20 protein-coding genes are annotated in these 20,758 nt (G+C 43.3%); 6 read left to right on the top strand and 14 right to left on the bottom strand.

All coding sequences use genetic code 11. The features are described from left to right. The first annotated feature begins 6 nt into the window (after positions 1–6). Together H9L11_RS15300 and H9L11_RS15295 are read left to right on the top strand one after the other, a co-directional pair. Entirely contained in the window at positions 7–741 is a 735-nt protein-coding gene (locus tag H9L11_RS15300; RefSeq protein ID WP_170893395.1) for an amino acid ABC transporter ATP-binding protein, read from the top strand. Between the two features lie 276 nt (positions 742–1,017). Then, positions 1,018–1,920, top strand: coding sequence for a homocysteine S-methyltransferase family protein (locus H9L11_RS15295; protein WP_205390900.1), 903 nt, complete (start codon positions 1,018–1,020; stop codon positions 1,918–1,920). 147 nt (positions 1,921–2,067) lie between these two features. Here the strand turns inward: H9L11_RS15295 and H9L11_RS15290 are convergent, their stop codons facing one another. Then, a complete protein-coding gene (locus H9L11_RS15290) occupies positions 2,068–3,060 on the bottom strand; it encodes a zinc-binding dehydrogenase (protein WP_205390899.1) in 993 nt (330 codons plus the stop codon). A gap of 325 nt (positions 3,061–3,385) precedes the next feature. On the opposite strand from H9L11_RS15290, the gene H9L11_RS15285 reads away from it, so the two are divergent. After that, positions 3,386–4,480 carry a permease gene (locus tag H9L11_RS15285; protein ID WP_205390898.1) on the top strand — a complete coding sequence of 365 codons (1,095 nt, stop codon included), beginning with the start codon at positions 3,386–3,388 and terminating at the stop codon, positions 4,478–4,480. A 97-nt stretch (positions 4,481–4,577) separates the two neighbouring features. Here H9L11_RS15285 and H9L11_RS15280 read toward each other — a convergent pair whose 3' ends face one another. Together H9L11_RS15280 and H9L11_RS15275 are read right to left on the bottom strand one after the other, a co-directional pair. Further along, the gene (locus H9L11_RS15280) at positions 4,578–5,339 is read right to left on the bottom strand and encodes a transporter substrate-binding domain-containing protein (RefSeq protein WP_176310985.1); all 762 of its coding nucleotides are present in this window, start codon (positions 5,337–5,339) and stop codon (positions 4,578–4,580) included. A gap of 120 nt (positions 5,340–5,459) precedes the next feature. After that, positions 5,460–5,978, bottom strand: coding sequence for a cysteine hydrolase family protein (locus H9L11_RS15275; RefSeq protein WP_054579520.1), 519 nt, complete (start codon positions 5,976–5,978; stop codon positions 5,460–5,462). A 114-nt stretch (positions 5,979–6,092) separates the two neighbouring features. On the opposite strand from H9L11_RS15275, the gene H9L11_RS15270 reads away from it, so the two are divergent. Further along, positions 6,093–7,004: a helix-turn-helix domain-containing protein gene (locus H9L11_RS15270; protein ID WP_158156495.1), complete on the top strand. Its 912-nt coding sequence runs from the start codon at positions 6,093–6,095 to the stop codon at positions 7,002–7,004. 203 nt (positions 7,005–7,207) lie between these two features. On the opposite strand, the gene H9L11_RS15265 is transcribed toward H9L11_RS15270, so the two are convergent. From H9L11_RS15265 to H9L11_RS15255, 3 genes are all read right to left on the bottom strand, one after another. Then, positions 7,208–8,257, bottom strand: coding sequence for an alcohol dehydrogenase family protein (locus H9L11_RS15265; protein WP_205390897.1), 1,050 nt, complete (start codon positions 8,255–8,257; stop codon positions 7,208–7,210). Beyond that, a complete protein-coding gene (locus H9L11_RS15260) occupies positions 8,254–8,775 on the bottom strand; it encodes a TetR/AcrR family transcriptional regulator (protein ID WP_167415683.1) in 522 nt (173 codons plus the stop codon). The genes H9L11_RS15265 and H9L11_RS15260 overlap by 4 nt, the downstream gene beginning before the upstream one ends. Before the next feature lie 143 nt (positions 8,776–8,918). Beyond that, complete coding sequence (locus H9L11_RS15255) at positions 8,919–10,100, bottom strand: MFS transporter (RefSeq protein ID WP_017635963.1); 1,182 nt, start codon at positions 10,098–10,100, stop codon at positions 8,919–8,921. 159 nt (positions 10,101–10,259) lie between these two features. Between H9L11_RS15255 and H9L11_RS15250 the strand changes: the two genes are divergently transcribed. Further along, on the top strand, positions 10,260–11,144 hold the full coding sequence (locus H9L11_RS15250; RefSeq protein WP_017635964.1) for a LysR family transcriptional regulator: 885 nt from the start codon (positions 10,260–10,262) through the stop codon (positions 11,142–11,144). A 115-nt stretch (positions 11,145–11,259) separates the two neighbouring features. Here H9L11_RS15250 and H9L11_RS15245 read toward each other — a convergent pair whose 3' ends face one another. Both H9L11_RS15245 and H9L11_RS15240 read right to left on the bottom strand, forming a co-directional pair. Next, positions 11,260–12,165 (bottom strand): TIGR03571 family LLM class oxidoreductase, encoded by a 906-nt coding sequence (locus H9L11_RS15245; protein ID WP_017635965.1) that lies wholly within the window; start codon positions 12,163–12,165, stop codon positions 11,260–11,262. 132 nt (positions 12,166–12,297) lie between these two features. Then, positions 12,298–13,203: a LysR family transcriptional regulator gene (locus tag H9L11_RS15240; RefSeq protein WP_017635966.1), complete on the bottom strand. Its 906-nt coding sequence runs from the start codon at positions 13,201–13,203 to the stop codon at positions 12,298–12,300. 112 nt (positions 13,204–13,315) lie between these two features. Here H9L11_RS15240 and dkgB point away from each other — a divergent pair, with 112 nt between their 5' ends. Next, positions 13,316–14,116, top strand: a complete 801-nt coding sequence (gene dkgB / locus H9L11_RS15235; protein WP_053304418.1) for a 2,5-didehydrogluconate reductase DkgB — start codon at positions 13,316–13,318, stop codon at positions 14,114–14,116. Positions 14,117–14,314: 198 nt separating this feature from the next. Here dkgB and H9L11_RS15230 read toward each other — a convergent pair whose 3' ends face one another. From H9L11_RS15230 to H9L11_RS15205, 6 genes are all read right to left on the bottom strand, one after another. Next, positions 14,315–15,007 (bottom strand): SDR family oxidoreductase, encoded by a 693-nt coding sequence (locus H9L11_RS15230; protein WP_054577009.1) that lies wholly within the window; start codon positions 15,005–15,007, stop codon positions 14,315–14,317. A 106-nt stretch (positions 15,008–15,113) separates the two neighbouring features. Next, a complete protein-coding gene (locus H9L11_RS15225) occupies positions 15,114–15,812 on the bottom strand; it encodes an IclR family transcriptional regulator (RefSeq protein WP_017635969.1) in 699 nt (232 codons plus the stop codon). Between the two features lie 87 nt (positions 15,813–15,899). Beyond that, on the bottom strand, positions 15,900–17,870 hold the full coding sequence (locus H9L11_RS15220) for a diguanylate cyclase (protein WP_054577010.1): 1,971 nt from the start codon (positions 17,868–17,870) through the stop codon (positions 15,900–15,902). Positions 17,871–18,057: 187 nt separating this feature from the next. Beyond that, positions 18,058–18,411, bottom strand: coding sequence for a DUF2750 domain-containing protein (locus H9L11_RS15215; protein WP_005377352.1), 354 nt, complete (start codon positions 18,409–18,411; stop codon positions 18,058–18,060). A gap of 175 nt (positions 18,412–18,586) precedes the next feature. After that, a complete protein-coding gene (locus H9L11_RS15210; RefSeq protein WP_005377354.1) occupies positions 18,587–19,201 on the bottom strand; it encodes an OmpA family protein in 615 nt (204 codons plus the stop codon). A gap of 2 nt (positions 19,202–19,203) precedes the next feature. After that, positions 19,204–20,514, bottom strand: coding sequence for a TolC family outer membrane protein (locus tag H9L11_RS15205; RefSeq protein WP_017821962.1), 1,311 nt, complete (start codon positions 20,512–20,514; stop codon positions 19,204–19,206). Positions 20,515–20,758 lie beyond the last annotated feature (244 nt).

The raw sequence follows: 20,758 nt of genomic DNA, 5'->3' as shown, positions 1-20,758 counted from the left end.
TCATTAATGGAATACATTATTTCAGCAAAAACAATTAATAAAATTTACCCTAATGGCTGCCATGCGCTCAAGGACGTATCGGTAAATGTAGAAAAAGGGGAAGTGATTGTCATCGTAGGACCGTCAGGTTCTGGTAAGTCAACATTCTTACGGACGATCAATCAATTAGAGACAATAAATAGTGGGTCTATTATCGTAGATGGTATCGATATGTACCACAAATCTACGGATATCAATAAACTACGCGCTGATGTGGGCATGGTATTTCAAGGCTTCAACCTTTTTCCACATAAAACGGCGATAGAGAACGTCATGTTGGCACCTTTAAAGGTTTCTAAACGTGACCCTGAATCGGTGAAGAAAGAAGCAAAAGATTTGCTTTATAAAGTCGGTCTATCGGAGAGAATGGATAATTATCCTAATCATTTATCAGGTGGGCAGCAGCAGCGCGTCGCAATCGCTCGTGCGTTAGCAATGAAGCCCAACATTATGTTGTTTGATGAACCCACATCAGCACTAGATCCTGAAATGGTTGGAGAAGTTCTTGATGTGATGAAAGATTTGGCCAAGGACGGAATGACGATGGTCGTGGTTACTCATGAAATGGGTTTCGCAAAAGAGGTCGCTGATAGGGTGTTGTTTATGGAAGATGGTGAGCTTTTGGTTTCTGACTCTCCTGAGCGATTTTTTGATAACCCCACCAACCCTAGATTGCAGAAGTTTTTATCTAAAGTCTTATAATAAAAAGAAAATTTGATTGAGGGCGAGTCCCTCAATCACTTCATTCACTATTGTGGCTCGTAACGTTCGCCTCGCCGAGAGACATAGATAATGGGCTTTTTACTCGAAGTTAATGGCGATAACATTAGCTTGGTCCGAATGAAAGGTCTGGTAAATACTAAAGTGTTTAATCAGCCATTAAGTCTTTGTTCACTTTAAACATAACAATTTCATTTTGAATTGATAAAAATTGTGTTTGAATAGAGCTTATGGATGTTTGGCGGTATGGATGTCTAAATGAAGAAAGTAACAATTTTAGATGGTGGCATGGGGCGAGAGTTGAAACGTATTGGCGCCCCTTTTTCTCAGCCGCTTTGGAGTGCACAAGCGCTAATTGAATCACCACAACATGTAAAAATGGCCCATGAGAATTTCATAGACGCTGGCGCTGAGATTATCACTGTCAACAGTTATGCATGTGTCCCATTTCACTTAGGCGAGGAACTCTATGCAAAACGGGGGACTGACTTAGCAAAATCTGCAGCTAAAATTGCCAGAGATGTAGTCACCAGCTCTAACGGTAGAGTGCTCGTTGCGGGTTCTCTTCCTCCTGTAATGGGGTCTTACAGGCCTGAATTATTCGAGCCGAAAAGGGCACTGGAAGTGGCTTCTGAGTTATTTGAAGCTCAAGATCAATATGTTGATATTTGGTTAGCTGAGACCGTGTCTAGCCTCGCTGAAGTTGAAGTTCTATCAATAATTTTAGCCAAAACAGATAAGCCCAATTATCTTGCTTTCACCTTAATGGATGAGCCTAACTCTTTGCCTCGCCTTCGCTCAGGGGAATCTCTTAAAGTCGCGGTTAATACGCTGTTGAAAACAAATGTTTCAGGTATCTTTTTCAATTGCTCTATTCCTGAAGTTGTCGAGCAAGCGATCATAGATACACAAGCAGTATTGAGTGAGTCAGGTAGAGAATTGACGATAGGTGTTTTCGCAAATAGCTTTGCTCCGATAAAGCAAGCGCACCAAGCCAACGAGACCATTCAGGAAGTTCGTCATTTCTCTCCGACTGAATATCTTGAGTATGCTAAAAAGTGGCATGCGCAGGGAGCAAGCATTATTGGTGGTTGCTGTGGGATTGAACCACGTCATATTAAATTGCTAGCGACTTGGAGAGACACTCTCGAAAACGCCTAATTTTGGTGAAGCGCAGGGAAGTATGGCAAGAGGTTTTGTTTTTCATTCATCGTTATAGACAAAATAAAGGTCTTTCATATCTGGCAAAGTAACAAGATGCTTTAACTTGCTCATTACTTTGCCAGTTTGCCTCGAGATCTTTATTAATTATTTTTGGTTCAGATTAACGACAATCTTTCCAACTGTTCTCTGATTTCGCATGTCCAAGAGTGCGTTACCTACATCCTCTAAGCCGATGATCTTCAGTTTCGGTACTTCCAATTCTCCATTTTCTAATAGCTCAGACACTTCCTTTCCGGCATTAACGATACTTGCAAACCCTCTCTCGCCAAAGACATGACCAGAGCCCAAACTTATTTGGTGGAAGCCCAAGCCTTTTAAGAAGGCATCTGGATATTGAGAAGGGTCGACAGTCTTGACGAGCTCCACCATTTCGCCCTCAAAGGTTAACACCGAGGCTGCAATTCGATCGTTATCACCGCCTACACAATCGAGTGCAACCTCAACGCCATGATTTCCGGTAATGTCCATTACTCGCTGAACTACATCTTCATGATGATAATCAATCGTATGGGTTGCTCCTAACGAGGACAAATATGCGTGATTAGCTTCTGAACTAGTAGCAATGATCTGTTCAACACCAAATGTCTTTGCTAACTGAATAGCAAAGCTTCCAACGCCGCCAGCACCTCCGGCGATAAAAATGCTGCTTCGATTTGAAATATCGAGCTTGTCTACCAAAGCGCGATATGCGGTCCAGGCTGCGCAAGGTGTAGATGCTGCCACTTCAACCGGAACCTGAGGGTGCTTTATGAGCGTTCTTGAATCATGGATAGCAAATTCAGCGAATCCACCGTGATGGCGTCTCATGTTTCCGTGATACAACACTTTATCGCCAACCTTCCAATCAACGACCGCATCGCCTACAGAGACTATTTCTCCTGATACGTCTAACCCGCCAACAAAATTGTTATCCATGTTAGTGACCATGTCTGACCAATAATGAATTTTTGCATCGACAGGGTTCAAACCAACAGCGTTAACTTTAACCAATACATCCAATTGGGTTTCTAGTTTTGGTGTAGGTAATTCGGATAAAGAGAAAGTATCGTTATCTCGTTGGTAAGTTATCGCTCTCATAGGTTTTGCTTATTATTAAGAATGGTCGAAAGTCATACTAACTCAGAGGGTGCTGCTGAAATAATTATGGTTTTTTCTTATTTTGATAATTTTAGGTTATGTTTGATAAAAAGGATTCGAGATGCTCTGAAATTATCATCGACAACCAGTCTGCATAGCTAACGACATGTAACTTTATGATAAGTATTGACTAGTTTTATTATTCCATTTTTATGGAAATATTTTGTTGATCTTTTGTTTTGTGATTCTATACTTCCAGAAGTGTCGAAATAAAGGCTTGTCTATCAGGTAAGCTTGTTAGCGAAAAATGACGAGGAGAGTAAATGTGAATACAGAAATTATAACTATGGCTAAAGAAGCGCTGGATATGTTTGCGTTTCTAGCAACCGAACTTATCATCTTATTTCTGGCAATTAGCTACATTGTCGGTGTGTTGCAAGATTTTCTAACGCCAGAAAAAATTCAATCTATTCTCAGCTCGAAAAAGGGTAAAGGTTACTTCATTGCTGCGTTGCTAGGTTCGATTACGCCTTTCTGTTCGTGTTCGACCATTCCTTTCTTAAAAGGCTTGTTGCGTGCAAGAGCAGGTTTTGGACCTATGATGGTGTTCCTATTTGCAAGCCCGTTGCTTAACCCAGTGATTATTGGCTTGTTTGTGGTGACTTTTGGTTGGAGAGTTGCGGTATTTTACTTTGCTATCGCGATGTCAGTATCAGTGGTAGCAGGCTATGTACTTGAAAAACTAGGGTTTGAACGTTACGTCAAACCAGAAGCATATCAAGCGGTAGGTTCTTCTTCGTGCGGTACTTCTTGTGGCGATTCCAGCAAGAAAAAAGAAGAAGCGAGACCAGCATCAATCTGTGGTACCAGCGCTTGCAATGAACCTACGCCAGTTGCGGCGAAAACATCTTGCTGTGGTGATGCACCAAAACCTGAACCTAAAGTGGAAGTGTCTTGCTGCTCATCAGACGGTAGTGCAACAGCGACAGTCTTGGAAGAGAAAGAACCTAGCCGCTGGGCACGTATTTGGCAATCAACTTGGAAAGACTTTAAGCAAGTGTTCCCTTATCTCATGATGGGCATTGCGATTGGTTCATTTATCTATGGCTTCATCCCGACGGAGTTCATTGCGGAGTTCGCTGGTGAAGCGAAGTGGTACGCGATTCCGGTCGCAGCAATCATTGGTATTCCATTGTACATCCGTGCAGAGGCGGTCATTCCACTTAGCGCGGCACTAGTACAAAAAGGTATGGCTCTTGGATCTGTTATGGCGCTTATTATTGGTAGTGCTGGCGCAAGTCTTACAGAAGTGATTTTGTTGAAATCAATTTTTAAGAACCAAATGATCGCTGCCTTCCTAATCGTTATCTTAACGATGGCCATGGGAGCGGGTTACTTATATACGTGGGCTTTTTTATAAAAATAACCCTCGGGCGATTGCTCGAGGGCTCTGTTTTTGTCGCCATATAGGGAAAGGGAAGTTTCCTATACCGCGCAGGCTATAAAAAATAACGAGATTACTCGTAAATACTATAGGAGAAATATTTGCTGGCGATGGTTTTATGCTTACCGCTCTGGATCAATTTTTGTATTCCGCTATCGAGTAATGCTTTTAATTCTTTGTCTTGTTTTCTCACTGCTACGCCAACGCCACGGCCGAACCACTTTTCCTCTGTAAACGCTGGTCCAGTAAAGTGATAGCCTTCACCTTGTGCAGTTTCAAGAAAACCAGCACTTAAACCGATTGAGCCGCCAAATACAGCATCTAACCGTCCATTGAGTAGATCGGTAAATGCCTCATCGAACGTACCATAACGACGAATATCAATATCTGGATACAAGGCAGAAAGGTACTTATCACCAATTGTGGCTCTTTGAACTCCAATAGATAAACGATTTAGGCTGCCGTCCTCCATGTTGATTTCTCTATCATTTTTCATTACAAAACGAGTCGGTACTTTTGCATAAGGGACGGTGAAATCGACTTTCTTTTCTCGTTCTTCTGTGATTGTCATTGCAGCAATAATCGCATCGTTCTTGCGACTAAGGAGAGAAGGGATGATGCCATCCCAATCCATTTTTGAGATAACGCACTTTACTTCTAACTCTTTGCATAACGCGTTAGCGAGGTCGACTTCAAACCCTTCTAGCTTTCCCTCTTTTGTCGTCCAGCTAAATGGAGGGTAAGCCCCTTCAACAGTGAAGCGAATTTGTTTCCACTCTTTCGCATGGCTGAAAACTGAAAATAAGCTAATAAACAATACGACTATCCATTTCATAAACGTTTCCTTGTAACTATTTGGAAACCAATGTTTAACACAAAGTAAGCAAATATCAATGGAAGTGCATATATGTGTGACCTTTCGCCCGCATTGTGTGAGCGAAAGGTTTTGCGTGTATTACAGCTTATCTTCAATAGTTACGAGGGGAACTCTCGTTGAGACAGCGTGAAGTGCAATGTTGTGAATCATTTCATCGACCGTGGTACAGCTATCCATTAAGATCGAAACATCATACTTGTCCGCAGATTTTGAGATAGCAGTATGTGTCACGCAGTTTTGTGTCATCATTCCGCATACAAGTAACTCCGTTACATTTTTGCTTGCCAATACTTCTTCTAAACGTGTTCCTTCAAAGCTATCTGCGAAGTGCTTTACCACGATTTCGGAATTCGGCGCTAAAGCAAGAACTTCTGGGTGAATATTGGCACCGTCGCTGCCTTCATTGAAGAATGGGGCAATACCCATGGCAGGGTCGGCAATATGCTGAATATGAATCACAGGAATGTTTTGCTCATTGGCTTTAGTTATTGCTCTCTTAACATTGTCTAAAGTCGATTCTGTATTCCATAAAGGAAACTTTCCTTCCGTGAAATAGTCGTTTTGCAAATCAATTACAAGTAGGGCTTTTTGAGTCATTTTCTTTTCCTTTTATTGAGGATCATTGCGGTACGAATAATATAAAGACTTTTAGCCACCTTCTTTAGAGTCTAAAATGACACAAAAGAGTCAAAAAGCGACACTTGAAGATAAATGAAAATAGCACTCGTTAATTACCCAGATAGCTCGCAAGCCTCCGTATATGGTTTAAGCGAACTCTTCGAGATGGCAAACCGTGCGGCGGCTAAATTGGGCGTTGATGTGCACTTTGAAGTAGAGATATTGGATCACTGGTCAAACACGCACTTCGATGTGAAAACAGCGGTAATGATTCCGCCTAGCGGCACTGGTCAATATTACTTAGAACCAGAGCCAGAGCTACTCGACTGGTTAAATGTCCAATATAGTAAAGGTGCGATTTTAGCCTCCGCCTGCGCTGGTACTTTTATTCTTGCTCAAACCCAGTTGTTGACCAATAAGTCTTGTACGACACACTGGGGCTTGGCTCCTTCATTAGCGAGTCAGTTTCCCGATATCCACGTAAGACAAGAAGCCATCCTTATTAACGAAGGAACGATCATTACGGCTGGGGGTATGATGTCATGGGTGGATTTAGGTTTGGAGCTGGTTTCCTTATTTGCGTCACCGGCAGTAATGCGCCTGTTAGGAAAAATGTTGGTTATTGATACTGGTCCGAGAGAGCAACGCTTTTATCAACAGTTTACTCCAAACTACCAACATGGTGATGAGGTAATTGTTCAACTACAGCACTATATAAACGATCATTATCAAGGAAAACTGAGCAATAAAGAGCTTGCAGAGTTGAGTTGTTTAACAGAAAGGACATTGCAGCGACGCTTTAAAAAGGCGACAGGTTTCAATGTTAACCAATACATACAAAGCTTAAGAGTACAAAAAGCTTGTGATTTACTTGAGTCGACAACCCTAACATTTGACGCAATATCATTTAGAGTGGGTTACCAAGATGTGAGCGCGTTCAGGAAAATATTTAATAGGATCGTAGGTTTAACACCGAAGTCATTCAGATCTCGGTTCTGTTCATGAACGCTAGAAGTAAGATAATGTTGGTATTAAACATTTATAACTCAGAAGCAAACACGCATATTTTTACAAGCTGGCTTAGCGTGATGAAAAGGGATAACAAGCTAAGCCAACCGTAGCGATCTTCTAAGTATTGAGAACTTTTTAGGATGCTTAAAGTGTTCTCAAATTACAACGACTTGTATAGGCCGCTGTTAATCGAAAAGCTATGTGATTTCCAAAACCAGTTTCCCAATATGTTGCTTGCGCGAAAATACTTCTTGCGCTTGACCTATCTGGTTCAAGGGAAATGACTCCGCGACTAAGGGACGAATTGCGTTCTGTTCGATATAGCGAACCAAGTTACCGAATACTTCTGGTGCCAAAACGGTACAACCAAATAACGTTAGGTCTTTAAGGTAAAGAGTTCTTACATCCAGCTCGACAATTGGGCCGCCTATGGCGCCGGAAACAGCGTATCTTGATCCTGGCTTTAGTACCTGAAGAAATTGTGGCCACTGCTCTCCTGCGACCAAATCAATCACTACGTCAACGCTGTTTTCTCCGAGAGTCGCTGTTAAATTTGCATCGCGAGGGATAACTTGGTTTGCTCCTAATGCCGTGATCTGTTCTTTCTTTTCTGGGCTGGCGATAGCAATGACGTATGCTCCACGCGCCTTCGCCAGTTGGATTGCGGCAGAGCCAACACCACCGGATGCCCCTGAAATCAGTACGGTATCGCTCGCTGTGACATTAGAGCGGACAAGCATGTTCTCTGCAGTTGAATAAGAACAAGGGAAGGAGGCCAAGTCGATATCCGATAAACTACTATTCACTGCATATGCATGTTTACTGTCAACAACAGTGAACTGAGCAAAGCCACCATCACATTCTGAACCGAAGTACCAAGGCAAGCTAAGTGCTTGACTGTTGAAGCGCGTAATACATGGTTCGATGAGCACGCGCTGGCCGACTCGTGATGGGCAGATATTCTCACCAACAGCGACGATGGTACCGCATACATCGGCACCTTGGATTCGAGGGAGAGATAGCGCGTCTCCTGACCAACTTGCATCCATGCTATTGGCGTCGTTTTTAGAATACCATGCTGTTCGGGTATTGATGTCGGTGTTATTGACTCCGGCGGCGGCTACTTGGATCAATACATCATCAGGCGAGGGGACTGGCACAGGTATATCATCGCGGTAACGAAGCATATCTGGCCCACCATGACCGATAAGTTGGACGCCTTTCATTACTTTCGGGATTGTGGTCATTGATTGTTCTCCTTCATTAGTTCTAGCAGAGTGTGTTCAGCGGATGCAAAGGCAGCGTGACCGAGAACCGGCCATGCGTTGGATAAACCTTCATGTAACAAGAAGAGTGTGGTTGCGAGGTCTTCTCGCTGACTTAGTTGGAGCATAAGCTGACGGACCGCCAATTTGTGTTGTTTTACTGCTTGATTAATCGATAGATTTTCTGGATAGGCTGCTAATGCATTGATGGACATGCAGCCATTCGGTGCAAACTCCTTCATCCAATCCTCGAGGCGAGTGAATAGGTGTAATACAGCCGGTGTTCCATTGGCAGGGGCGTCTTCGAGCAAAAAACTCAAATACCTTTGATGGCGATGCTCGAGAGCTGCAACAATCATCGCTTCCTTGGAGGGGTAGTATTTGTACAGGGTTCTCAGGCTGACTTCGCAGGCGTTTTTGAGTCGGGGCACACTCGGCTCGGCGAAGCCATACTGACTGAATGCTTTTTCTAGGCTTGCTGCGATTTTTTCTTTCACTATTTGATACACCAGGTAGAACGTTTGTTTTACTTAAGGGTAGAATAAACTTTCTACTTCAGTCAATGGTGTATTTAAACTCTGTATTGAAAGCCCGACGTAATGCCGGGCTAACTTAAGTGATTTTTATCGATTTGGAACGTGAATCAGTGTGCCGTTGCGTGCTGCTCTCCACGCTTGTCTAGCATTCCGCTGAAACGGGTTAGTAGTAGAGCACCTAATACTACGATCGCGCCAATCCAAGGTGTGTGCATCAGCCCAGCATTGGCCACGATAAGGCCACCGCCCCAAGAACCCAGTGCAATACCTACGTTAAATGCAGCAATGTTGAGACCAGAAGCGACGTCGACTGCATCAGGTGAATATTTCTCTGCTAGTTTGACAACATAAACTTGAAGCCCTGGAACGTTACCAAAGGCAAACGCACCCCAGACAAGAATGGTCACTACTGCAGAAATTGGATTAAATGCTGTGACACTAAACACGAGCAATACCACAATTAGGCCCGAGAAAATCGCTGTCAGAGCTTTGATTGGCCCCATAGAGTCGGCCATCTTTCCGCCCCAGATGTTGCCGAATGCGACTGATACACCATAAACCAACATAATTAGGCTGATAGCGCTAGAGCCAAACCCCGAAACTTCTTCCAAAATAGGAGCCAAGTAAGTGAAGGCTGTGAACGTACCACCGTAACCGAGCGCGGTGATTGCGTACACCAAAAGTAGACGAGGTTGAGTCAAGACTTTTACTTGCGATGACAGCTTGGTTGCTGGTGGTTGTTTCAGATTACTCGGCACTAGCAGAGCGCTTCCTATCAGTGCGATGATTCCAAGGATCGCGACGATTAGGAAGGTTGCCTGCCAACCAAATGTCTGGCCAATCCAGGTGCCAAGTGGCACGCCCGTCACTAGAGCTACGGTCAGACCGGTAAACATAATAGCAATTGCGCTAGCGGCTTTTTCTTTTGACACTAGGCCAGTGGCGATAGTCGAGCCGATCGAAAAGAACACACCGTGTGCAAGCCCGGTCAGTATCCTTGCTGTGACTAGAGTGTTGTATCCAGGTGCTTGCCAGGCTAACAGATTGCCAAGAACAAACAGTGCCATAACAGAAAGCAGAACGTACTTTCTTTTCCAGTTACCAGTCAGCGCTGTTAAAACGGGAGCACCAACCGCGACACCAAGTGCGTACAGGCTAACTAAAAGACCCGCTGAAGGTAATGATACGTTGAGGTCGGAGGCCATAGTCGGTATCAGACCGACAATTACAAACTCCGTGGTTCCAATAGCAAAGGCGCTAAGCGTCAATGCAAGTAAAGCTAAAGGCATAACAACTCTCTCTTATAATCATTGAATATGAATGGATAAACGAATAGCCCGTCTCCATGTCGTGTATTATTAAAGAGTTATTCGTTGCGAAAAATGGTGTTTATTACAAAATACTTTTGTTATAAGTGAAGGAAATGCGCAGTTAGGAAAGGGGGTGAAATGTTAACCCGATCAGATGAATTAGAGATTCTAATGGCAGTTGTGGATAGTGGCGGATTTTCTTCCGCTGCTGATGCACTAGGTATTCAAGTCGCTAGGGTATCTCGTGCGGTTAGTAAAGTTGAATCACAGTTGGGGGTAACGTTGCTGAATCGCACGACGCGCAGAGTCGAAGTTACTGAGGAAGGGCATCAGTTTGTTGAAGCGGTTCGCTTAGGTTTACTACAAATACAGCAAGCTGAAGAAGAGATCATCACACGAGGTGAATTACCCAAGGGGCGCTTAAGAGTTGATGCCGCTAGCCCATTTGTTTTACATCAACTCGTGCCGTTAATTAAGCCATTTAAAGAGGCTTATCCTGATATTCAACTCGATCTTACCTCTAATGAGGGTTTTGTGGATCTATTGGAAAAAAGAACCGATGTGGCGATACGTATTGGACGATTATCGGATTCAACACTGCATGCTAAACCTTTAGGAACAAGCCCATTATTTATCGTGGCCACGCCTGGTTATTTATCTAAACGAGGTTTCCCTGAAGCGGTGGGCGATTTGCGCAGTCATAACTTGATCGGTTTTTCTGGCGCTAAAGTGTTAAATCAGTGGCCATTACGAGGGTTTGAGATGATAGAGCCTGATATCCTATCCAGCAGTGGTGAAACGGTTAGACAGTTAGTGCTGGCAGGGAACGGCATTGCATGTTTATCTGGCTTTATGGTGAAAGATGATCTTGATTCTGGACGGTTAGTGGCATTGTTTGAATCGGAAAAAATCACAAATACTGGACGAGAACAGGTCAATGCTGTGTTCTACAAATCTTCTTCAGTCTCTAAGCGTATTTCCGCGTTCATCGACTTTATTCAACCAAGACTTACTTTAAAATAACACTATTATTGTTGTTTTAACAAAAGAATTTTGTCGTTATTGCAGCTTTTGTTTTTCCAACTGCCAAGCCTAGCGTGCCACCCCTTAGTAAGGTGGCACATATTTTTATTTGATCTTAGTTAAAGCGTGGCAACACGTACTGAGCGATCTGTTCCATTGATTTATCAATTGGTTGGCTATTACGACGGAAATGCAACCCGATGTGATTGACTCCTGCTTCTTGCATTTTTTCTAGCTCATCGCTCAAGCCATTGACTCCGGCCCGGATACCAAAATGATGCCGAACGACTGGTGCATTTGGGTTATCGACTAAATCAAGATGAATAAAGCTGGCGTAGGGTTTGTTTCCCGCTACGGAGCGCCAAAGTGCAACGCGGTGTTCATGATCATCAGGTGTGCCTGGGTAGGCGAGCCAGCCGTCTAGGTTTTCTCCTATCCATTGTGGACTTTGCTGCGCTAACCCTGCGACATAGATAGGAATATCAGCAAACTCGGGTAATAACTGTAGATCGTTACCCAGTTTATCATTTTGCGTATCTTTCAAAATCTCTACACTTTCTCGAAAAGCTGAGCCACGGCTGTCAAAGTTGGCATTAAAAACGGGATATTCACTAGGGCGGTCTCCACTAGCCACACCGAGTATCAGGCGGTCACCACTTAACTCGTTGATGGTCGCAGCGGCTTTTTTCACTAGCCAAGGTTGTCTTAACGGTAATACTATCGCTGCTGTCCCTAGTAGAATGTTGTCGGTGCACGCAGAGAGATAGCCAAGATAACTGAACGGTTCATAAATTTGTGCCGCGTCTCCAAAGTTAGGGTCGTACAACGGGACATCTCTCACCCACGCTACGTTAAAGCCTAACTTATCGGCTAACATAATACGCTGTTTATGTGCACTCATGTCTGGTACGCCGAATGGTTTTCGTTGGAGCAGGCGTTTTGTCTGGCCTTCTTGGGTCCAGTCATTATCTAGGGGGAGCTCAACACCGATGGTGAATCTGTTACTTAAATCTTTATGCATTATGAAGCCTGACTATTACTTTGAGTACTAGGAGGCAAGGTGCCTCCCTGATATTCAGGACACTATGAGATTTTTGTTGTGAGAAAAAGCGGCAAAAAGACAAAAGTGTTTTGCCACAAACAGCGGTGGTCTTTAAAGGAACTGGTGGTTCTCTACCTTGATTTCTTGCTTGATGAAGTCAATAAAAGAGCTGATCCGGCGTGAGGTACTGGCATTTTTGTAATACACCGCATGAACTGGCTGTTCGACATTATGCGTGTGTTCACTAAGCACGCCCACTAAGCGACCAGCTTGTCGGTCAGAGTAGGTCATAAAGTCAGACAGGCAAGCTATCCCCGCACCATGTAAGGCTAAACATCTTAGCGTCTCGCCATTATCAGATCTTAGGCTACTCATAATACGCAGAAGTTTGTTCTTATCATCCATGATCGGCCATTCCTTAAGATACTCCGGCTTGTTGAATCCAAGTAGCTTGTGATTGAGTAACTGATCTATTGAGGTTGGAGTACCATGTTGTCTTAAATACTCTGGACTCGCGACGATTCGAATCCGACTTTTACCAAGAAATATCGCGCGCATGGTTGAGTTTTGTAGCTCACCGATACGAAAAGCAACATCGGTTTTTGTTCCCAAAAGGCTAATATTTTCCTCATTGGAATTGAGATCGATTTCGACTTCTGGATACAAGCTCTGATATTTAGCAATGTGCGGCGTTAGTACGTGCAGTAAGAAGGGGGTAGCTGCGTTTATTCGTAGGAGGCCAGAAGGCTTATATTTCTGGCTTTTCAGTTGTGCTTCGGCATTCTCTACTGCTTCTACAATATGTCTGACTTTATCGAGGTATATCGTTCCTTCATTAGTAACATCTAACTTACGGGTTGTGCGATTTAACAAGGTCGTTTCGAGTTTGGCTTCTAGCCGAGATACCGATCGACTCACCGCCGAGACGGTCATCGATAACAGTTCAGCCGCAGAGCTGATTGAACCCGTATCGACCACGGCCATAAAGGTGCGCATTTCATCTAGAGTAGCTTTCATTGTTGAATATATTTCAAATTAGATTTGAGTATTGTTAACTTTACGGAAAGTTTCTTGCGGCGTAAAGTTTTGCTTCGAATCAACTATAAAATCGATAATTCAGGAGATTTAGATGAAAGTACCATCATTTGGCGTCGGCACGTTTCGTTTAGAGGGTGAAGTAGTTAAGGATTCAGTCCGTAATGCGTTAGAAGTGGGTTACCGCGTAATTGATACTGCACAGATTTACGGTAATGAGGCAGAAATCGGTGAAGTATTGACACAGTCCGGTATTGCACGTGATGAGCTATTCATTACGACCAAGATCTGGGTTGATAACATGAACACGGAACAACTCATTCCAAGTCTAAAAGAGAGCTTAGAAAAGCTAAATACAGATTATGTGGATTTGACCTTGATCCACTGGCCTGGCAATAACAATAACTTGAACGAATACATGGCTTCATTACTTGAAGCTAAATCGCAAGGCTTAACCCGTAATATTGGCGTATCCAACTTTAATATTGACTTGTTGCAACAAGCGATAGAAGTGGTCGGTAAAGAGAATATTGTTACTAACCAAATCGAGCTTAGCCCTTATTTGCAAAATCGTAAGTTGGTCAGCTTCATGCAGGAAAACGATATTCAGGTAACGTCTTACATGACCTTGGCATATGGGAAAGTACTTGGGGACCCAACTATTGCAGGTATTGCTGAGGACTATCAGGCCACGCCAGCTCAAGTCGCGCTTGCTTGGGCTTTGTCAAAAGGTTACGCGGTGATCCCGTCTTCAACTAAACGAGAGAATTTAGCAAGTAACCTGAAAGCACTTGAACTTAATCTGAGTGAAGAGGCGATTGCAAAGATAGATGCGTTGGAAAGAAATGGCCGCGAAGTAAACCCTGAAGGGCTAGCGCCTGAGTGGGATGATTGAGTGAGTTTCACAGGAAATCATTGCCTAAATGACACCTCTGCAATCGCTGACTTCCTCAGCGTTTGACGGTAGTACAACACCATAGACGATAACGGCTCGCTTGTCTGACGATAGTGCGAGCTTTTATCTTTTTGGCCTATTAGTTTACTGTATTCTCCCGGCCTTCAATTTGGCCGGGAGACGTCATTTAGAGAACAGTTACCATTCGATTGTAGAGCCATCAAATACGCGGAAGCTTCCGGATTGCTCAAGTGTTAGCTGTTCTGCGACCGAAACAATGCCTGCAACACTTTCCTCGGCAGAAAAGGTTGCGTCCTCACCGCCCATATCGGTTTTTACCCAGCCGGGATGAACTGCGACAGTTTTTACTCCTTGCGATTCGAGATTGCGTGCTGCTGATACTAGAACCTGATTAAGCGCTGCTTTAGATGCTCGATAACTGTACATGTTACCTGAACTGTTATCGCTTAAACTCGCAACTCGGGTTGAGATTCCCACGATGGTTTTGTGCTGACTTTTCGCAACGTTGTCTTGTAGGGCTTGAATTAGCAGGGCAGGTGCGACGGTATTTATGTTTAGTACTTCTAGCCATTTTTTCTGGGTCATTTCGCCAAGCTTTGCACACTCTTCGCCTAATACACCTGCATTAAGAATTAAATGATCGAGCGGACGATCCGCTAATTGAGTGGCTAACTGATCGATATCTTGTTGGTTAGTGACGTCTAGAGCCATCAGTTGAAGTTGATTGGGTTGGGTTACTAGTTCATTGAGCTGCTTAGCATTTTCTGGTGAACGACAAGTTGCGATAACTTGCCAACCTTTTCCAAGGTAGTGGCGGACAAATTGCAAGCCTAAGCCACGGTTAGCGCCAGTGATTAATACAGTAGACATCGCTTCTCCTACGTTGTTGAGTTGAACAACGACTATATTAGAGGCGACGTATAAGCATGTAATCAAAACAGTACAAAAATGGCCTAGGATTCGACATTGTCAAATCTTAAAGTTTGAGAAAGATGCTGGCAAAGTGTTTTAGCCTAGTGACCGTCAGTTCGGAGGCAGCACCGCTAACACCTGCAACAGCAACGACTTTACCATCCAAGTAAAGGGGGATCGCTAAGCAATTGAGGTTTGGCTCTGCCTCTTCTAAATCGAGTGCGTAACCTGATAATACAACCTGATTAAGTTCAGTTTCTAACGTGGGGGATATTTGGCTTTCAAGGCGCAATGTTCGGCGAAGCTCATCATCAAAACTAAGAAAAACCTTGCCGATCGCAGATGTTGTGAGTCCTTCTCGTTTCCCTCTCGGGCTACGGATAGTAAGAGGGTTATCCTGCTCTATAGCATCGATATACAAGTACTCTTTAGCGCCACTTTGTACAGCGAGGTAAGCAGTGTTGTTAGTCATTTGGGCCATTTTTTTCAGCAATGGAACAAAATGTTGTCGGATAGCTTCGTTTTTTTGTTCAATCGGCTTAGACAGTTCATAGCATCTAAACCCTAGGCTGTAGCTATGGTTGTGTTTGGATACATATCCAAGAGAGTGTAGAGTCGCAAGTAACCCGTGAACAGTCGTCTTATTTAACTGGATCGCATTACTGATCGTCTGTAATGATAGGGGAGACTCACTCATCGAGAGCAACTCGAGGATTAGAAAACCTCGCTCTAGAGACTGAATGTTTTTTCTTGCCTTGGGCACAAAGACTCCTTGATGATGGTGTTGCATCTGAATGTCTTACTGATGCTTCCACCTATAACAAACCACTACGCTGGTGGTTTGGTTTTATTAGAGAATATACTCAGCACTTAAACTCATCGGCTCGTTGTATGCATCCACAAGGGAGTTTTTTCCTTGCTTCTTAGCATTGTATAACGCTTGGTCTAATATCGAATAGAGCTCATCAAAGTTGGTGAGTGGCATTGAGGTTGATAGATAGGCCAGACTCGCAGATATATTCAATTGATGGTTATTAAGCGAATGTACACTCTTTTCTGAAATTGTTTTATGCAGACTTTGTATTCTAAAGGGAACGTCAATCTCATCGACGTTTTTCAATAGCAAGATAAACTCTTCTCCACCTAAACGACCCAAGTACTCTCCCTTATTAAGTTTAGCTTTAAGCGCTTTGCATACCTGTTGTAGTACTAAGTCGCCAGTCGGATGACCATACTGATCATTAATCGCCTTAAAGTCATCTAGATCGATTAATGCTAGAACGTAGCGGAAGTCTCCTTCCGCTTTGGAGGTGTGGCTTTTAATCGTCTCTATAATTGCCGCTCTGTTTAATGCACACGTTAAGCTGTCTATTTTGGCTTTTAAGCGTGTTTGTCGCTGAACCATCAATGCCAGAGCGAGGAGAATCAATAAACAGAAAACAACAAAATTATAAGTGCGTTGTTGGTCTGTGAGTTTTTCAAACTGGTACTGACTTAGAAGAGTTTCGTTGTTCAACTGCGCGACTTGTAGATCATATTCATACTCTTTTTTAGTGAGATCTAGTGCCTCTAACGCCTTGATATTACTCGCGTCTCGGTTCGTTAGTTCAATCGTCGAGTAGGCCTTGTGATGCTCCAGCGCCTTTTTGTAATCATTTTGAGCTTGGTATGCTTTTGAGAGGAGTAATTGGGCTTGCGCTTGCAATAAGGGCCTAGCGTTTTTTACCGCTAATCTTAACGCAATTGTACCGTGTTCAATCGATTTTTCGGGTGTATGGTTCTTTAAATATGCCAATCCAGCAGCCAAATGACCCTCTGTTTCAAGGTGCGTATTCTCATAAGTTTGGGCAATGTTTAATGCTCTTCCAATGTAATCTACCGCGGTATCCAATTGCCCAGAATCGGCCAAAGCAGCAGATAACCCTAAATAGGTCAACCCTTGCCCGTATGGATAATGAAGTTGTTCGAGAATCGTTAATGCATTTTTGTAGTGGCTGATGGACTTATCGAGTTCTTTGGATTTTCTGTACATCGCTCCTAGACTATGTTCGACTTGCGCAACTTCAAGAGGTGTCCCTTCATCTTGGCGAACCAGTAAGGCTTGAATGAGATATTGCTCTGATTGTTCAAATTGCCCCAGCTCTGCAAGTAAATTGCCGATGTCATTGTAAATCCCTGAAGGATCGCTTTGCGTCGACATGTTGGCCATCAACTGTCGATACAAACTTAAGGCTTTTTCATAGTCACCACGGTAATTGTAGTTATTTGCTACCACGCGCAAAGCAAGATCAACAGGGAAGTTTTCTTGATGCTTATGATTTAAGTGGCTCTCTATGGATGAGCAATAAAAGTTTGCTTTGTGATAACGACCTTGTTGATTCAGCGTATAACAAAGTTGATAGTTCATCAGAGCCTTGCCTTCGGAATCGGATATTTTCTTCATTGTCTGTCGCAAAGAAGAAAAGCTATCTACTGAGGCCTCGTAACTACCATGCTTACGTTCATTTAAGGCAAGAATATATTCTGATTCTAATTGAGAAAAATGGTTGTCTAAGACTTGACTGCTGCCGTAGTAAGGCTGATTTATGTTTGACATATATTCATAAATCAATCCACTTACGTAGAGCTTTTCGCTGTCCGATTTCGCTGTATGGTAGCGATCTTGAAGCATGCTCAATGCCGACTCAGGGTTGCTTCGTAGTGTGGTTTGGTAGACAGAGTGCCACTGTGTGATATTTTGGTTTGGTTCAATATCTTGAGTGTCGCTTGCATATACTGGAGTGAGCAAAAGTGACGCAAGCAAGGGATAGAGCACGCGCATGTTTAAACGAGCCTTTAATTTAAGGTGCCTTTAAAGTTGAGTTATCATAGCGCTTTTAACGCATCAGCGTTGTGATTAAGTTGGGTGTACTAAGAAAAAGAGTAGTAAAACTATGCACTTGGTCGAGATATTGAAAGAAGAGGCATAAAAAAGAAAGACCTCAACATAAAGTTGAGGTCAGAAATCTTTAATCAATGTAAAGCTTTGCTAGATCTTGAGGCTCCATTTCTTTGCCTTCTAACTGATCGTTCCAGTTAGTTCCAACAAGAACACCATCTTCAGCAAGAGTCAAAAGCCAATCTTCAACAAAGATATCTAATGGGATTTCTAGTACAGTAAAATCTGCCCATTCTTCAACATTATGTGCTTCTGCATCTTCTTTAGAAGACCAGAAAGGCATGACTTCGCTGTTTTCGAATTCAGTTGAATCGCAAGATAGCCAACCTTCTTCATTGCGTAAACCCCAAACCAATTGGTTTTCTTTCGTTTCTGCAACAAAAAGGTCAAGGTTCGCTTGGATATCTGATGTAAGTTTGCTCATTTCAAAACTCTCGTTGTTATGACGTGGCTAGAGTAACACTAAAGTGCCGATTCCTAAAGCATAATACGGTTGTCGAAATGAGTAAAAATAAAGGAGCCGAAGCTCCTTTTCTGAGGTTAAGTATTCACTCGTTTTTGTTTGCTTTGTGCTTGCAGAGCAAACAAAAACAGGTACTTTACCTTTCTGGAAGAGTTGTGAATATTGTCCATTCTCTTTTTATCTCGCCTTTGTAACCAACGACTGATGCGGTTACTCGACGATTTAAAGCATGGCTGACTTCATCGGTCCCTTGCTGTGCTAAGTGAGTGTCACCAAAACCAACAATGCGGACTCTACTCGGTTCGATGTCGTAGCTTAGTAGGGCTTCACGGACATTGCGTGCTCGTCTTTCAGAAAGATCTTGGTTATGCTTTGAACCACCAACTTTACTAGCATAGCCGTGCAGCTCTATCGAAGTAGTAGGGTACTCTTTTAAAAAGTCGGAAAGCTCTCGGACTTGTCTTCTGAAGACTGGATTGATCTCATCAGAGTCGTTAGCAAAAAGTATCCGCACTTGCATGTTATCTGATGCTTTAATGTATTCTCCACAACCGTCGTTGTCGACCTCTGAGCCTTCAGGTGTACCTGGGCACATATCTCGAGCATTGATGACACCATCGTTATCGTCATCTTGCAAATCTGCTATTTGTTCTGCATTTGGTACAGGACGATACTCATATTCGTCTTCAGCAACAACGTGTTGAGTGATGGCGAGCATACCCAATGCAAATAGAATCTTCACTGGTTTCATGATCAGTACTCCACCTTTTCATTCCATTCTGTAGGTACATCGACACGCAAGGCATTTAACAATTGGCCAGTCGCGTTCATAACGCGGTACTTGGCGTACTGCTCTGAGTATCGAGCATCCAAGTAGTTCTTTCTCGCTTCGAAAAGTTCGTTTTCAGTATTTAACAAGTCCAGCAGAGTGCGTTTTCCAATGCGATACTGCTTTTCGTAGGCGATGACAGTTTCAGAGGCCGAATCTACGTGATCCGCTAGGAACTCTTTTTGTTGAAGTGTTAAATCTAACGCACTCCAAGATAGACGAAGACCTTCTTCGACTTGGCGGTATGCACGTTCTCTTAAGTCTTTTGCTTTATTTAGTTGGTAGGCAAAACTTTCAGCGTTGGCTACGTCACTACCACCGTTAAAGAGGTTGTAACGCATGCGCAACATCGCTGTTGTCTCTTCGCTGCTTCCTTCAATACCGCTTGCATCATCACGCCATGTTTGAGCCGCTTCTACCGATATCGTTGGGTAGTAAGCTCCCTTAGATTGCTTGTATTGGAACTTTGCAGAGTCCACATCAGCTACCGAGATTTTGATTACTGGGTGTGACTCGAATGCCAAGTCAATCGCTTCATCGATGGTGTAGGGAATAAAGTTTTGGTCCGCTCTTGGGAAAATCAATCCTTGTGGTGACTGTCCGACAAGGCGTGTAAAGGTGGTGTGGCTGTCATATAAGTTGTTCTGAGCTGCCACCAAGTTACCGTGAGCCTTTGCTAAACGAGCCTCTACCTGGGTTAGGTCTGCTGTAGAACCGATACCTGAGTTAACTCGCTTTTTAATGTCTTCATAGATCTTCTTATGCACTTTCAAGTTATTCTCGGAAAGTGTAAGAATTTCATAAGCTTTTACTGAGTCTAAATAAACTTTCGCGACCTCTAGAGCGGTGTCTTGGGCATCAGCTAGAAGTTGATAACGGACCGATTCAGCATCAGCTGCTGTTCGATCCATATCATTAAGTGTCGCTGAACCATCCCATATTAGCTGGGTTAGTGTCACGGTGGCTTCTTTTCTTGTCAGATCGGTTGAATCTCGCCCTGACTCTGCAGGTTTGATTCCTTCGTAACCGATACCGGCATCTAAGTCTACGGATGGGAGGTAAGCACCACCAGATGCTTCATTCACATACTGCTTGCTAACGAATTCATTGAACGCACTTTTGATGTCAGGATTGGTTTTTAATGTGTTTTCAACCGCTTGCTCTAGCGTTTGCCCAAAAGCATGACTAGCGGTGAACATACCAATACAAAAGGCGTTGGCACGAGTCCACTTCACTGTGATTCTCCTAGATAATGGTAAAAATTCTCGAGGTGATAGGGCTTATAAGTGGAATACTTATAAGGGCGTCAATAATTTAGCGCACAATAACATTAATATGCGATGAAGTAACCTGTTGATTCGCTGTTCATTTGTTTCAATTTTGATAAATCAACCTACTAAATCTGCCTAAAAATTGAATTAAGATCTCAAATTAAACATGGAGGTAATGGCTAGAAACGAGAGTCCAGATTTTAATAAA

The organism is Vibrio sp. sp1 (assembly GCF_016920955.1).
Classification (GTDB): Bacteria; Pseudomonadota; Gammaproteobacteria; order Enterobacterales; family Vibrionaceae; genus Vibrio; species Vibrio alginolyticus.
Note: the sequence above shows the minus strand (reverse complement) of the source record. Positions and strands in the feature narration are given on the sequence as shown.